13 protein-coding genes are annotated in these 14,538 nt (G+C 33.4%); 6 read left to right on the forward strand and 7 right to left on the reverse strand.

All coding sequences use genetic code 11. From position 1 onward, the window contains the following. Positions 1–267: 267 nt before the first annotated feature. Together AC1RRQ_RS18685 and AC1RRQ_RS18690 are read right to left on the reverse strand one after the other, a co-directional pair. Entirely contained in the window at positions 268–1,572 is a 1,305-nt protein-coding gene (locus AC1RRQ_RS18685) for an ABC1 kinase family protein (protein WP_493024524.1), read from the reverse strand. Further along, the gene (locus tag AC1RRQ_RS18690; RefSeq protein ID WP_493024525.1) at positions 1,572–2,231 is read right to left on the reverse strand and encodes a TetR family transcriptional regulator C-terminal domain-containing protein; all 660 of its coding nucleotides are present in this window, start codon (positions 2,229–2,231) and stop codon (positions 1,572–1,574) included. The genes AC1RRQ_RS18685 and AC1RRQ_RS18690 overlap by 1 nt, the downstream gene beginning before the upstream one ends. 98 nt (positions 2,232–2,329) lie before the next feature. Here AC1RRQ_RS18690 and AC1RRQ_RS18695 point away from each other — a divergent pair, with 98 nt between their 5' ends. Then, positions 2,330–3,241, forward strand: coding sequence for a TIGR01777 family oxidoreductase (locus AC1RRQ_RS18695; protein WP_493024526.1), 912 nt, complete (start codon positions 2,330–2,332; stop codon positions 3,239–3,241). A gap of 14 nt (positions 3,242–3,255) precedes the next feature. On the opposite strand, the gene AC1RRQ_RS18700 is transcribed toward AC1RRQ_RS18695, so the two are convergent. From AC1RRQ_RS18700 to AC1RRQ_RS18715, 4 genes are all read right to left on the reverse strand, one after another. After that, positions 3,256–3,828, reverse strand: a complete 573-nt coding sequence (locus AC1RRQ_RS18700; RefSeq protein ID WP_493024527.1) for a YceI family protein — start codon at positions 3,826–3,828, stop codon at positions 3,256–3,258. 231 nt (positions 3,829–4,059) lie between these two features. Beyond that, a complete protein-coding gene (locus tag AC1RRQ_RS18705; protein WP_493024528.1) occupies positions 4,060–4,452 on the reverse strand; it encodes a VOC family protein in 393 nt (130 codons plus the stop codon). A 40-nt stretch (positions 4,453–4,492) separates the two neighbouring features. Continuing rightward, positions 4,493–5,041, reverse strand: coding sequence for an acyl-CoA thioesterase (locus tag AC1RRQ_RS18710; protein WP_493024529.1), 549 nt, complete (start codon positions 5,039–5,041; stop codon positions 4,493–4,495). Between the two features lie 34 nt (positions 5,042–5,075). Then, positions 5,076–6,449 (reverse strand): DNA recombination protein RmuC, encoded by a 1,374-nt coding sequence (locus AC1RRQ_RS18715; RefSeq protein ID WP_493024530.1) that lies wholly within the window; start codon positions 6,447–6,449, stop codon positions 5,076–5,078. Positions 6,450–6,650: 201 nt separating this feature from the next. On the opposite strand from AC1RRQ_RS18715, the gene AC1RRQ_RS18720 reads away from it, so the two are divergent. The 5 genes from AC1RRQ_RS18720 to AC1RRQ_RS18740 all read left to right on the forward strand — a co-directional run bounded on the left by AC1RRQ_RS18720 (position 6,651) and on the right by AC1RRQ_RS18740 (position 10,957). After that, positions 6,651–7,508: a protease complex subunit PrcB family protein gene (locus tag AC1RRQ_RS18720; protein ID WP_493024531.1), complete on the forward strand. Its 858-nt coding sequence runs from the start codon at positions 6,651–6,653 to the stop codon at positions 7,506–7,508. Between the two features lie 7 nt (positions 7,509–7,515). After that, complete coding sequence (locus AC1RRQ_RS18725) at positions 7,516–7,914, forward strand: hypothetical protein (protein WP_493024532.1); 399 nt, start codon at positions 7,516–7,518, stop codon at positions 7,912–7,914. An 87-nt stretch (positions 7,915–8,001) separates the two neighbouring features. Then, complete coding sequence (locus tag AC1RRQ_RS18730; protein WP_493024717.1) at positions 8,002–8,517, forward strand: RNA polymerase sigma factor; 516 nt, start codon at positions 8,002–8,004, stop codon at positions 8,515–8,517. Beyond that, on the forward strand, positions 8,514–10,382 hold the full coding sequence (locus AC1RRQ_RS18735; RefSeq protein WP_493024533.1) for a hypothetical protein: 1,869 nt from the start codon (positions 8,514–8,516) through the stop codon (positions 10,380–10,382). Before AC1RRQ_RS18730 ends, AC1RRQ_RS18735 begins: the two co-directional genes overlap by 4 nt. Before the next feature lie 41 nt (positions 10,383–10,423). Continuing rightward, positions 10,424–10,957: a MepB family protein gene (locus tag AC1RRQ_RS18740; protein WP_493024534.1), complete on the forward strand. Its 534-nt coding sequence runs from the start codon at positions 10,424–10,426 to the stop codon at positions 10,955–10,957. 62 nt (positions 10,958–11,019) lie between these two features. On the opposite strand, the gene AC1RRQ_RS18745 is transcribed toward AC1RRQ_RS18740, so the two are convergent. Further along, positions 11,020–14,454: a choice-of-anchor J domain-containing protein gene (locus tag AC1RRQ_RS18745; protein WP_493024535.1), complete on the reverse strand. Its 3,435-nt coding sequence runs from the start codon at positions 14,452–14,454 to the stop codon at positions 11,020–11,022. Positions 14,455–14,538 lie beyond the last annotated feature (84 nt).

Below are 14,538 nucleotides of genomic sequence, written 5' to 3' on the forward strand. Positions count from 1 at the left end.
AGGTTTTACTGAACGTTTAAATTTGTTTCACGCAGATTTGGCAGATTAAGCAGATTTATACTCATTTTTTTCATCCTGACGAAAATAAAAAACCTTTGTCAAAGTTTAAAACTTTGACAAAGGTCTATGTGTAAAAAATCCGTATAAATCAGCGTTTTCGCGATAGCGAATCCGTGTTATCCGTGTGCTTATTTCCCAATCTGCCACCTAAACAATCTCATGTAATATATCTTTTAGTGAGATTGCTTCGTTCCTCGCAATGACATCCTAATACTTCAAATAATTATCTACAACAATCTTCGCTTTCAAATCGAACATTAAATTATAAAGTCCGAAGAAAGTACGGTTCATGTAAATAAAGTGTTTAGAACCACGGTTTCCGTTCATTTTTTTCAAGTTTGTATCTTCAGAGAAACGTTTTCCTAATTCGGCGATCGCATTAAAAAAGGTTTCATCGGCAAAATCGAAAGTTTCGTTTTGGAAAGGTTTCGTGAAAAGCGATAACAAATCATGAAACATATCGGTAAAGTACTCCACTTCTGCCGGCGTATCATCTGGGCGAAGAATTTCTAATTCAAACAACTTTTCATTAAAAAGCGCCGAATCTGTAATAACGTTTTTGTTGATTAATTCAAAATAAGGCGTGTAGAAATCCTCAGGAATTTGTTTCATACAGCCAAAATCCAAAGCAATTAATTGATTTTGATCGTCAACTAAAAAATTCCCCGGATGCGGATCTGCGTGTACTTTTCGCAAAACATGAATTTGGTACATATAAAAATCCCAAAGCGCCTGCCCTATTTTATCGCCTACTTCCTGATTTGTATTTATAGCTGTAAATTCAGAAAGATGAATTCCCGTCATCCAATCCATTGTAATAATTTTCTCTGATGAAAATTCCGGATAGTAATTCGGGAAAGTGATATTTTCTATTTTATTACAGGCTTCAACTACTTCCTGACTTTGTTTTAATTCAAGCAGATAGTTCGTTTCTTCGATCAGTTTATCTTCGACTTCTTTAAAATATTTATCAGAATCTTTTCCCTGCAGATTAAACATTCTAATTGCAATTGGTTTTACCAAAGCCAAGTCAGAGGAAATACTGTTAGCCACTCCAGGATATTGAATTTTAACAGCTAGTTTTTTATCATTTTTTTTTGCTAAATGCACTTGACCAATACTCGCAGCGTTTACCGAATTTGGATTAAATTCATCAAAAATTTCATAAGGTGTTTTTCCAAAATTGTTTTTGAATGTTTTTAAAACCAAAGGCGCAGAAAGCGGCGGTACTGAAAATTGCGACAACGAAAATTTCTCCACATAAGCCTGTGGCAGAAAGTTTTTGTCCATACTCAACATTTGAGCAACTTTAAGCGCACTTCCTTTAAGGCTTTTTAGTCCGTCGTAAATATCTTCGGCATTGTTTTCATTTAGTTTATCTCGACTTAAATCAGGATTAACCACTTTTTCAGCATAATGCTTTATATAATTTACTCCGATTTTAGCACCTGTCTGAACCAGTTTCCCGGCTCTTTCTATTTTGGATGTTGGAATATAATCGATCGTTTTCATTATCTGCTGTGTATTTTTTCTTTAAATAGAAATTTTCCAAAATCTATTAAATGATTCATTGGCGCAACATTCATTAACTCAAATGAGGCATTAACTGATTTTTCGATAAAAATATCTGTTTTCTCAAAAGCTGCCGATTCGTCTTCCGTCCAGAATTTAATCGTAAGCATTAATTGCAGCCAAGCTGATTCCTGAATTGTTTTTTCCTGAAATTTTTGAAACTTTTCTTGTTCTAATCTATAATCATCCGTTAGAATTTCTGCAACATAGTTCTTGAAACTTTCACGAAGCGTAGTAAGTTGTACTAAATTTTTAAGCGGGTTTCGGTCGATTTTAAGTGTTTGCAAAACATAACTTCTGTTTGCTGTTAAAATCTCGAAGAAGGTAAAATAAAAGCTCAGCATTTTATTTTTCATATCATATTGCTGATACTCTTCGTTTTTGTGAAGCAGCTCAACTGTATTTTCAAAAAACAGTCGGAATATTTCTTTTTCTAAACCTTCTAACGTTCCAAAAAAGGAATAAAACTCGGCTTCGGTAAAATCATTTTCTTTGGCAAAATGATAAACCGATTTTGGTTTTTGGCCTTTTTCTAAAACTTCATTCATATATTTTGAAACGATATCATCTTTGGTAATTACCTTTTTCTTAGTCGTCATGGTATTTAAATTTAGAATTTGCCATAAAGGTAAACATTGTTTAAGTACCTTTACTTATCATTAAACAATATGCACTGTTAAATATATTATAAACTATTATGGCTCAAAATGTTCTATTAACCGGCGGAAGCGGATTCATTGGAAAACATTTAACAAATGTTCTTATTGAAGCAGGATATTCTGTGTCTGTTTTGAGTCGCAGTAATAAAGAAAACACACCCGCAGTTACTTATTACAAATGGGATTTAAATAAGAATTATATTGACGAAAATGCGGTTTTAAATGCAGATTATATCATTCATCTTGCAGGCGAAGGAATTGTAGAAAAAAGATGGACTAAAAAAAGAAAAAAAGCAATTCTAGAAAGTCGTACTCAACCCATCGATTTGATTTTTTCGGTTTTAGAAAAAAACAATAAAAAACTAAATGCTTTTATTTCTGCTTCGGCAGTTGGAATTTACGGCGCTCTTACAACTCATACAATTTGTACCGAAGATATGCCTCCAGCAGATGATTTTTTGGGCACAACCTGCCAGTTATGGGAAAACGCTGTTGATAAAATTGAGGCTTTAAACATTCGAACCGTAAAAATCAGAACCGGAATTGTTTTAGGAAAAGACGAAGGTTTTCTAAAGAAAGTAAATCCGAGTTTTAAATCTGGTTTTGGCGCTGTTTTAGGAACAGGAAAACAATATATTCCCTGGATTCATATCGAAGATTTATGCCAGATTTACTGTAAATCAGTTTTAGACGATCAAATGCATGGTCCGTATAATGCTGCCGTTACAGATAATACTACAAATTCCAGATTATCTAAGATTCTGGCAGCATTATACGGATATACTATTTGGCTTCCTAAAGTTCCTCCTTTTATTCTTAGAATTGGTTTAGGAGAAATGAGCGAAGCTGTTTTAGAAGGGCAAAGGGTGTCATCAGAAAAAATACAAAAAACCGGATTTGAATTTCAATTTACCGATTTAGAAAAAGCATTAATAAGCTGTATTCATTAAATCATTTTAGGAAATCACTTTAAAGTCAGGTATTTCTTTTCTTCTCCATTTTGTACAACTCCAAGTAAATTGGTATTGGCCGTTGTCGAAATTTTATTGGCCACCATACTTGGTATTGCAATATTAAAATCTGAAACTGAAATAGGATAATTACAAGATATTTGTATGCCTTCCGGCACTCTTTTTATCAAGGCTTTCATTTCTATAATTTTCGATTTCCCATGCAGGTAAAGCTTTCCTTTTACATTGTATTCTTTTTCAAGGCCATCGATGTCTTTTAAATCAAATTTTTCAATTTTGCCTTTAAAAACAGCTTTTGGGTATCGATTGGTTTCTAAATAATTGTCGTTAAAATGTTCTTGCATTAAATCCATTTTAAAACGAAAATCTTTTACTGCAACAGTACAAATAAGCGTACTGGATTGAGGTTCGAGAACAATTGTTCCGAGCTTATTTACCGCTTTCACCTCTTCAAAAAAAGGTACAGAAGCTTCAAAATTTACGATTGCCGTACTGGTTTTAAATTTATCCTGAGCAAGTAACGAAAATGCGGTAAAAAGTAAAATAAGCAATGTAGTTCTTTTCATAATCGTCGTCATTTAAACAATTATGTCATTCTATTTTTCTTTTAAGAAGAGAAAAACTGGACTTTAAAAAAATAGAACGGCAGTACTCCGTTAAAAAAAATTTCGTAACCCAAATGATTACACTTAAAGTTACGAAATTTATAAGTGCGAGGTTCTAGAACTTGTGCTAAATATTTGTGAATTTTACCAACTAGATATCTCTACGAGATATTTTTTAATAACAATTCTTTATTATTGAATTGGTGTACAGATTTCTAATAAAAAACCATCTGTATCCCTTACATACGCCACAATTTGTCCCCACGGTTTTTTCTTTGGTTCTGTTACTAAAACAGCGCCAAAAGAAGTTGCTTTTTGTACCAGATCACCAACATCTTCGGTTATAAAACCTAATTCAATTGCAAAAGGTTTATCTTCTAAACTGCTTTCTATAAAACCGTCGCTTAAGTTTTGAGCCGCCATCTTTTTTGAGGCAAACGAAAGCGTTGTTTCTCCGGTGCTTAATTCTCCATAATCATTATCCGGACTTATAAATTTTCTTGTAAATCCAAATACGTTTTCATAAAACTCTATTGATTTTTCTACGTCTTCAACGTATAAAATCGTATATCCAAACTTTATCATGATTTCTTTATTTAATGTGTATTTAATAAAGATAGGGAATTTAGCTGATTTCTAAAAGTACATTGTATTTATCCAGACTTGCTAAATCTTCGATAGAGTTAACGCTGGTAACTTTTTCGTGTTCTTCAATTTCTTTTTTAACCTCGATATGTTTAATTGCTTTTCTAAAACGTCGAACTTCTTCTAAATTAGATAAAATAAGTCCTGGAACGGGAACACTTTTTCCCTCTTTGTCTTTGGCAACCATCGTAAAATAAGAAGAATTGCAATGTTTGATTTCTCCGGTTTGAATGTTCTCTGCTTCAACACGAATGCCTACAATCATAGAACTTCTTCCCACATAATTTACAGAAGCTTTCATGGTTACTAATTCGCCCACTTCTATTGGTTTAAGAAAGTTTACGGTATCGACCGAGGCCGTTACGCAATAATTACCGCTAAATTTTGATGCCGAAGCAAAAGCAATCTGATCCAGTAATTGCAAAATATATCCTCCGTGAATTTTACCGCTAAAATTGGTATGCGACGGAAGCATTAATTCTGAAATACTAATCTTGGATGATGAAACGGGTTTAAAATCTGCAGTCATGTTTGTTGTTTTTGGAATATTTTGGTATTTATTTTTAATTCAGTAATTCGTTTTCATCAGTATTTAAAGCTCTGTTGATAATGTTCTCAGGAAGTGATTTCTTGGCCTTCGCTCCCATTTTCTTCAATCTTTCCACACTCGAAATTAAATTTCCTTTGCCGTCTACCAATTTGTTCATTGCGCTTTCATATTCTGTTTTGGTGTCTTTAATTTTATTTCCAATTCGAACCAAATCGGTTACAAAACCTTCAAATTTATCATATAGTGCGCCCGCTTGTCTGGCAATTTCAAAAGCATTTTCCTGCTGTTTCTGGTTCGCCCACATACTGTCAATTGTTCGCAGCGTTGCCAATAACGTACTTGGCGTTACGATTACAATATTTCGGTCAAAAGCTTTATTATATAAAGTTGAATCTTCATTTAATGCAATGGCAAACGCAGGTTCGATTGGAATAAAAAGCAAAACAAAATCCGGACTTTCTATTTGATATAAATCATGGTAGTTTTTGTTTCCGAGCTGTTCTACATGTCGTTTTATAGACAAAACGTGTTCTTTAAGCCAATCTATTTTCAACAAATCAGATTCTTCGTTTACCCATTTTTCATACGCTACGAGAGAAACTTTAGAATCGACAATCATTTTCTTTCCGTCCGGCAGGTTGATTACAACATCGGGAAAAACACGATTTCCTTCGCTGTTTGTAAAAGACTGCTGTACTTCGTATTCGCGGCCTTTTTCTAAACCGGATTTCTCCAAAACGCGTTCTAAAACCAATTCACCCCAATTTCCCTGCATTTTGCTGTCGCCTTTAAGTGCTTTAGTCAGGTTTAGGGTTTCTTTGCTCATTTGTGCGTTCATTTCGCTTAAACCAATAATCTGCTGACGAAGTGCCGCGTGATAATCGATACTTTCTTTATGTGTTTGATCGACCTTTTGTTCAAATACATGAATTTTATCCTGAAGCGGCAACAGAATATTTTTCATATTCTCGCTGTTTTGTTCTGTGAATTTAGCCGATTTTTCTTCGAGAATTTTATTGGCAAGATTCTCAAATTCTTTGGTAAACTTTTCCTGAAGTTCGTTTATTTCGCTTTTTTGTTCTTTATGGCGTTCCCATAAATTTTCGAAATCAACTTCTTTTTTCGAAAGCTGAATCGCGAGGCTGTCTTTTTCTGTCCGGATATTTTCTTTTTCGGAATTAATGACCTGAAGCTGCTTTTGAAAGTTATTTCTTTCCAGATCAAATTGCTCTTTCTGCAATTGAGCCTGATGGGTATTTGCATTTAATCTTTCTTCTAAAGACACTTTTTCTGACTGAAATTTAGCCGAAGACAATACTTTTCCTAAGTATATCCCTAAAATCAAAGCCACTACAAAGGCCAATAAATACGGAAGAAAATCAAACATAGCTAAGTTATTTTTAAGTAAAAGTACGCAATAATACGTAGTTCAAAGTTTTTAAAATTAAAATTTCACGAATTAGTACCGATCCTAAATTAAACAAACAATTGCTAAAAAGGGCTCAAAAAAAATTCAAAAAAAATAAATTTTAACGCAACCATTTTCAAAGTGCCTCATCTTGTACATATAACCTATTAAAATTTTATCATGAAAAAATTAATGTTGAGCTTATTTATAGCTTTTGGATTGAGCGGATGCTCGCTTAATAATGACGACCTGGTTTCTGATTGTGGAACAGATTCTAATGTAACATTTTCAGGTTTCCCTCTTTTATGCAATTATACTGTAAAAACATTACCTAATAATCCAACTGCATACGTTCTTGAATCACAAGAAAGAATGGATACTTATTTTACAAAGCATGACAATTCATGTACAGTTCCAAGCGATCCTAACATTGATTTTTCTAAAAATTTATTGGTTGGAATTTTTGCAGGCCAAAAACCTACAAGCGGTTATACGATTAAAATAACTTCGATTATTGAAAACAACTGCCAGATTAAAATCAATTTTTACGAAAAAGCGCCTTTAGTAGGTGAAACTTTAACTGGAAGTCCAACTTATCCATCGGATTTTATCTTGATTCCAAGAACTTTAAAGCCTATTATTTTTAATAAAACAACTGAAAGTTCAGACAATATTGTAATTGGAAGTTTTGGAACTGCTAATTCTTTCTTTCAATTAAATGATTATAACATCTTGGGATTTCAGAATGTAGTAACAGGAAATTACGATTTTAACCAATACAAATACACAACCAAAGCAAGAAGAGGCGATTATACAGCATTTTCAAAAGGTGTTCCTTCAGAAATTTTAGCAATAAAAGGACAAACAAAAACTTACGGAACTCCTAACCCGGCAGACAAAGGCGGTGTTTATTTTGAATTACGCCAAGGTGCTACAGTTACTAAAATTACTATTGACGCGAATGATACAGACGATCAAAGTACAGAGATCAAAATATTCAAAAAAGCTATTCAGGATAAAGTTACAAGTTTAAAATAATTCGCGTATGAAAAAACATTTTATCTTTTTACTTATTTGCTCTCTTATGTCTTCTGCCTATTCATTAGAATCGATTGAAGTGGGTTCCAGTTCTATACTAAATACCTGGATTTGGGAAAAATCAATTGGCGGCGGGTCTAACCCGTATACAGCAACCCCAAAAACTGCAGGATTTACAAAAAAAGTAGTTTTTACTCCCGAAGGAAAAATTATTACTTATAAAAACAATGTTGAGATTAGAGTAAGCAATTACCAAATAGAAAAAGGTCCTGGTTTTGCAGATCAGGCAGAGCATAACCTTATTACTTTTGAAGGAAAGACATACATCATTGAAAACCTTGATAATCAAAACCTAACAATTGTAAGCAATAATGCAGATGCCGTTCGAACTATTTTTAAAAGGTAGTTTTATAAGCTTATAAAAACTATTTTTGCAAAACCAAACAATACCACATTTTTGAAAGACGATTTAGAAAAATATATCAAACTGTGCATGAAAAATGACAGAGAGGGACAACTGAAAATATATCAGTTGTTCTCTCCTGTTTTGTATGGTATATGTCTAAAATACATGAAGAATGAAGACGATGCAAAGGATGTTTTTCAGGAAGCATTTGTAATTGTTTTTCAAAAAATAAACCAATACAAATTTGAGGGAAGTTTTGAAGGCTGGCTAAAACGAATCTTTATTAATAAACTTATCGAAACATTAAATAAGAAGAAAAAAGAGAGTTTCTTTTTAGATGTTTTTGATCCGGACACAGATTTTATTGAAGAAGAAGAACTGGAAGTACTGCCCATAGAACAAGAAAAACTTCTGGAATATATACGAGATTTACCAGATCAATACCGAACGGTTTTTAACCTGTATGTTTTTGAAAAAATGAAACACAAAGAAATAGCCGATTTATTAAAAATATCCGAAGGAACATCAAAATCTAATTTAAATCGGGCGAAGCACATTTTGCAAAAAAGAATATTGAGCATAAAAAATTTTAAGACGGCATGAAGAAGCAAAAAATAGAAGATATTTTTTCATCAATGGAAGACTTTTCGAGTGTTCCGCCTCCTGAATTGTGGGGTCAAATTGAAGAAAAACTAAACAAACCTAAAAAGAAGAAGAGAGTGATTCTTTGGTGGTCGGCTGCTGCATGCCTATTACTGGGCTTAATGCTCCCATCTGTTTTGCATTTTACTTCTAACAGCAAAGAGATCAACACTATTCAAAATAACACTTTAGAAAACAACAGCATTGTTCTGGACGAAAAAAATAATGATACAGAAAAGGCAAACGAAAACAAAGGCATTTCTAAAGAAAACAATACAATAAATCAATCAACGAACACCAATCAAATTACCTCATCAGAAGAAACAACAAATCAATCCAGCCGTTCTTTAAATCAAAATCAGGGAACTTCAGGAGATCAAGCTGATTCTGATAACAAAACAAACAACGGTTCTTTTGCACCAAAAAAGAACCCTAATACTATTTTAAACCGTAATAACGCTGCAGTCGAAAAATCGACTGTTGCAGCTAAAGAAAACACATTAAATTCTGTTTCTAAAAATCAGATATTAAATGATAAAAATGCCGTTTCTAATCAAGCCGTAGCCGAAAAATCATTTAATCCGGCAAAAGAGAATAACACATTTAATTCAGCTTCAAAGAATCAGTTTTTTGATACCAAAAACGGAAAATCAAATCAAATTGCAGCGGAGAAATCTTTTATTCCAAATAAAACCAACAGCTTTAATATGGCTTCAAAAAGTCAATTGGTTGATGTTGAAAGAAAAAATGCCGACAAAGCTCTTGCTGAAAAAACTTTTACTTCAGGGAAACAGAACAAGTTTAATACTGCTTCGAAAAATCAATTGTCAAATTCAATTTTTCAAAATAGTGCCGCTTCAAACAGCAACAATAGTATTGCCTATACTTTAAGTCCTTCTTTAAACGGAAATCAGAATACTAATAAAGAAAAACAGAATGTCCAGAAAACAGGAACTGATAGAAGTATTGCGAGCGTTCAAAAAGACAACACAAGAAGTAATTCGTCTTTTACGAATGTAAATGTATTGAGCAAAAAAGATTCTGCTCAGCTGGCAGAACTTCAAAATCTGGAAAAAGGAATTATTGCGCCTGAAGAAGAAAAAAGGAAAAAAGAAGACAAACAGCTTTCTCAAAAAGAAAAATGGGCTTTACAGGTTTTTGCCGGAGTTGCCAATTCTGAAAATTATAGAAATAATAAAACCCTTGGAAACGTAAACGACTCTAAACAAAGCAGCTCTTACGGTGTAAAAACACAATATAAAATCAACAAAAAATGGGCGGTTGCTTCTGGATTAAAAATAAATGAACTGGGACAAAGCGTTGCCAATGTTTCGTATTACAATGCCAAAAGCAGTGCACTTTTTACACCTGTTGATTATTTTGCACAAAATGCAAGTATGCCTCAACAAATTGCGAGCGATGCTAATTATGTTTTGGTTTCTAACAATGCAAGAGAGGCTATAAACAGTGAAAATGTTCAAACGGGTAATTTAGATCAAAATTTAAGATATCTCGAAATGCCTCTAGAGGTTTCGTATTCCATTTTCAACAAAAACAAAGCAAACATCTATTTAAATACGGGAGCATTTGTTGGTAAATTAATTTCGAATAGTGTGGCGCTGGATGGTAATTCTATTGGTGAAAACGTAAATGCAAACGATTATGTATATGGTTCTACATTGAGCAGCACAATTCAATATCGTGTTTACAAAAAAACAAATGTATTTGTAGAGCCGGCTGTAAATTATTATATAAATCCGCTAAGCAGCCAGTCTTTTAACCAGTTTCAGTGGGGATTAAATTTTGGATTAAACGTGAACTTTTAATGTTGTATTTATTGTAATTTCGGAGAAAAATACTTCAATACATGACTTCAAAAAAGAATTGGGAAGATTCGAAAGCACTGCCAAAAAGTTTAATTACCGCCAAAGAATTGGTTTACGATATTTGCGGTTTTGAATGTTCTGAACCTCAGCCTGAGAAAGAAAGTCAGGAATATGAAGCGTTCGATTTTAACATCGGCGAAAGCCAGATTAAATTTAGATCGGCCAAGATTACACCGACAAAAACAGGTCAGTTTGTAACTTTATGGAAACGGAATAAAACCGGAATTATCGAACCTTTTGATTATAATGATGAAATTGATTTTGTTATTGTAAGCGTTCAAAAAAAAGATTTATTAGGTCAGTTTATTTTCCCAAAAGATATTTTACTTAAAAAAGGAATTTTCACCACACCAGCCAAAGAAGGAATCAGAGCCACGAGAGTTTATCCGCCCTGGGATGAAACAACAAGTAAACAAGCTCAGAAAACACAACAATGGCAGCTGGATTATTTCTTGTCTATTTCTGATAAAACTGATATTGACTGCGCTAAATTTTTATTTAGTAAATCACAATAAAAAAATCCCAAATTCCAATTGCAAAGCTTGGAATTTGGGATTTATAATTTTAAAAACTCTTATTATTTTTTGATGACTTTGTTTTTGTAAACTACTTTATTGTTTTCTGATAAAGTGTAAATGTAAAGTCCTGAATTTAAATTACGTAAAGACATTACTGCAGTATTTACGTCCTGGTTACTTTGAACATCGATTGCGTTTCCTAATGCACGGCCATTTAAATCGTAAAGTCTTAATTTAAGATTTCTGCTTTCGTTAGTTTTTATCGAAAGATTCAAATCGTCAGATACCGGGTTTGGATATGCTTTTACATAAAATCCGTTCTTAGTTACAAAATCAGGTGTCGATAAAACATCTTCTTTTAATTCAAAACGAGCAATTACCGGACCGTGATCTGAAGTTGTTGTTGTATAACTTGGAATATCATTACGAGGATCGTAAACTGCAATTGAGTTCGCGATATATTCGTCATTCAATTCATTCGAAATTATAATATGATCTAAGAAACCGCCTGAACTTAAAAAGCTGTAAGCTCCTGCCTGGCTGATTCCTAATGTTAAAGCATTATATCCTGATGTATCTTCTACAAATTTTTGGTAAGAAGATGGAATAGTCGTGTTTCCAACCCATGATTTAACATCATCATTAAAATCTCCTAAAAGAATAAGGTTAGCATCTGGATAATCTGTATCTAAAGCCGTTTTTAGGTATTCGATATCATATTTACGCTGATTGTATTTCATGATATCAGTTCCGCTATTCGCTCGAGCATGAAGATCGATCAGGTTAATTTCTTTTTTGATTCCTCCAAGGTTAGTTTCTATCTGAACTAAATATGGTAAACGTCCAGATGAGAAAAAGCTGTCGTCATTAGCCTCAGCAGTACCTGTTCCCGGATAATTAGGTAAAACTACCGTTCCGGCACGAACCTGATCGTATAAATCTTTAAACAATACTTTTGTATTTTTTACCGTAGTTGTTTGTGTATTATACAGCACCACTAATTTTTGCGGAGGGAAATTAGGATCTAAAGCCTGAAACGAATAAGACCAAGAAGTAGAAATTACTTTATCGAATGTTTTTCCGTTGATGTTTATTTTAGAAATTAAAATATCAATAGATGGATCATCAGAAACTTCCTGAACTACATAAACGTCAGCGTTTAATTTGTTCATTACTTTAGCAACATTTTCTATTTGTAAAGCATCATCAGTTGGTCCAAATTCAACATTGCTTTTATCTTTAACATCTGATCCAAAAAACTCTAAATTATAAGTCACTACATCAAATGTATCTGCTTTTGGTAATGAAGAACCTATAAATGAACCAATTTGTTTATTTAATGAAGTTCCTGTAACAGTTAAAACTCCCGAAATACTTAATTTTTTTGAAGTAGGTGCAAATCTTGCATAAATGTTTTTCCCTGTTGAAGCATCTGCAGCACTTACCACTACACTTGATTGAAACGAACTATTATTTAATGACAATTGATAATCTGCAGGAGCTGTAATCGTAATATCTCCGTAACCTTCGGCTTTAAAAACAAAAGACTGACTAGCAGAAACCGCATTTGGATTAACATCTCCGAAATCTAAAACAGGATTTGCATTTACATAACCTGCTTCGTTTGTAATAGCAACATCATCTAACGACCATTCTGAAGCATTATTTGATCCTCCTGCTGTTGTTTCATAAACCCAGGCAACATAAGTATTTGGAGTTTTAAATGCGCTTAAATCTATAAATTGCGATTGTACGTAAGTTCCGGTTGTAGTTGGAAATTTACCATCAATTTCTGTCCACGTTGCTGTTTCAGGACTGCTTACCCCATCATAATTAGTAGAAACCATTAATTTTAAACTTGGTCCTGCATAAAATTTACGTGAGTAAAAAGACAATAATGCAAATTGGGAAAAAGTATCTAAATGTAATTTTGGCGAAATCAACCAGTCTTTACTTGGTCCGTTATCAGAAAATCCATTCATTAAAACCGCACCAGCTCCTGAATTGATATTTCTGGCAGTATTAGTATAAGCCCATTTATTTAAAGTTCCCGCAACATTATATTGAGTCCAGCCGCTGTTTGATAAAACATTTGCATCGTTAAATCCTTGTACATAAGGATTGATTCCGTTTCCTGTAAGTGTAATTGTTTTTGCTGCACCTCCAGTTGTTTCATGAGTAATTTGTCCTGTAAAGTTAGTGGCTGCATTTGGCGTAAATTTTACATAAACTGTTTTAGATGCGTTAGATGCAAAATCAGCAGGAACGAATGTCAAAGAAGATGCAAACGTGTTGTTATCTTCAGAAATTGTAAAGTTTGCCGAAGAAGTTACCACAACATCATTAGTAAGATTAGCTGCCTGAATTTGGTAATTTACTACCGCCGAATCAAAATTTACTTCAGAAGAACCTAAATCTAACGCAGCAATTGTTGTTGAAATAGAAGGAAGTGCAACGTTTGAAGTTGTTGCATCAACTTTATTTACTGTTGATTGAACATTTCCGTAAGGATCCTCTGAAATAGAGAAAACAGAATATGCAGTGCTAAGACTTAATCCTGAAAAAGTTTTTAAATATTCCTGAGATGAATCTGTAATGTCTAAAAATCCAGATTGTAAAGCTGTTGTTCCAGCTGCATCCTGACCTGCTTTTATTTGAGCAATTGTTGGCTGTGCGCTTCCTCCAGGTAAAAGAACATAGTACGTTTTTCCTGCTTCATCTATTTTATTGATAAAATCAAAACTTTGTCCTAAAATATTATTTGTTTTTGGATAACCTGCAACATTCACGGGAGCAGCGATATCACTTCTAATATCAATATTATCTACTGCAAATGAAGGACGGGCACCTGCTGAGCCAGAATATTGTCTTGCAATCCATCTTATTTGAACTACTGCCTGATTATCGCATTCTGCAGGCAATGTTACTTTTATTCTTAATGGGTTTAATGGTGTAGTAACACCAGCTCCTACTTGCAGCGTTGTGCCGCTTAAATACGCTGTAGATGGCAGGGTAATAAAAGCTCCTGTAGTACCTACACGATATTGCAAAGCCATTTCTAAAACACGGTTATTAGAACTGGTTCCATCATAAGGATTACGAATAACCATTGCATCATATTGGACTTGTACCGCTGTTTGACCAGTACTTGATAAAGCAAAACCTATAGCTAAATCAGCACTTCCCGTGTCTAAAAATCCAATTTTTCCATTATAATTATGAATATTACCACTATTAATTGAAGCCGTACTATTCGCAACCAAAGCTTTATCACTAATTAAAGCAGTACTGTATGTTGCTGCCGGAGCTGTTGTCGTTGCTCCCCAACCCTGAAATCCAGCTGGATAAGTTGTCGAACTTGCTGCTAATGCATCAAAGTTTTGTGTGTAAGGTAATGTTTGTGCTGCCGGAGAAGTCTGAGCAAAAAGACTTATCGAACAATAAAAAAAACCTAAAAAAGTCATTAAATGACGAAAAGAGTAATTGTTTTTCATACGTTTTAAGAATAGAGTTTTAGAATTCAAATTTATCTCGTTTAAAGTTAAGAGAATATTGTAAAAACATAAATTTACCGTAAG

It is taken from the genome of Flavobacterium sp. GW821-FHT12A05 (assembly GCF_058807735.1).

What these genes read in the sequence shown, in the direction of transcription:
- AC1RRQ_RS18685 (WP_493024524.1), bottom strand. Translation starts at nt 1,572, where the DNA reads ATGAAAACGATCGATTATATTCCAACATCCAAAATAGAAAGAGCCGGG.
- AC1RRQ_RS18690 (WP_493024525.1), bottom strand. Translation starts at nt 2,231, where the DNA reads ATGACGACTAAGAAAAAGGTAATTACCAAAGATGATATCGTTTCAAAA.
- AC1RRQ_RS18695 (WP_493024526.1), top strand. Translation starts at nt 2,330, where the DNA reads ATGGCTCAAAATGTTCTATTAACCGGCGGAAGCGGATTCATTGGAAAA.
- AC1RRQ_RS18700 (WP_493024527.1), bottom strand. Translation starts at nt 3,828, where the DNA reads ATGAAAAGAACTACATTGCTTATTTTACTTTTTACCGCATTTTCGTTA.
- AC1RRQ_RS18705 (WP_493024528.1), bottom strand. Translation starts at nt 4,452, where the DNA reads ATGATAAAGTTTGGATATACGATTTTATACGTTGAAGACGTAGAAAAA.
- AC1RRQ_RS18710 (WP_493024529.1), bottom strand. Translation starts at nt 5,041, where the DNA reads ATGACTGCAGATTTTAAACCCGTTTCATCATCCAAGATTAGTATTTCA.
- AC1RRQ_RS18715 (WP_493024530.1), bottom strand. Translation starts at nt 6,449, where the DNA reads ATGTTTGATTTTCTTCCGTATTTATTGGCCTTTGTAGTGGCTTTGATT.
- AC1RRQ_RS18720 (WP_493024531.1), top strand. Translation starts at nt 6,651, where the DNA reads ATGAAAAAATTAATGTTGAGCTTATTTATAGCTTTTGGATTGAGCGGA.
- AC1RRQ_RS18725 (WP_493024532.1), top strand. Translation starts at nt 7,516, where the DNA reads ATGAAAAAACATTTTATCTTTTTACTTATTTGCTCTCTTATGTCTTCT.
- AC1RRQ_RS18730 (WP_493024717.1), top strand. Translation starts at nt 8,002, where the DNA reads ATGAAAAATGACAGAGAGGGACAACTGAAAATATATCAGTTGTTCTCT.
- AC1RRQ_RS18735 (WP_493024533.1), top strand. Translation starts at nt 8,514, where the DNA reads ATGAAGAAGCAAAAAATAGAAGATATTTTTTCATCAATGGAAGACTTT.
- AC1RRQ_RS18740 (WP_493024534.1), top strand. Translation starts at nt 10,424, where the DNA reads ATGACTTCAAAAAAGAATTGGGAAGATTCGAAAGCACTGCCAAAAAGT.
- AC1RRQ_RS18745 (WP_493024535.1), bottom strand. Translation starts at nt 14,454, where the DNA reads ATGAAAAACAATTACTCTTTTCGTCATTTAATGACTTTTTTAGGTTTT.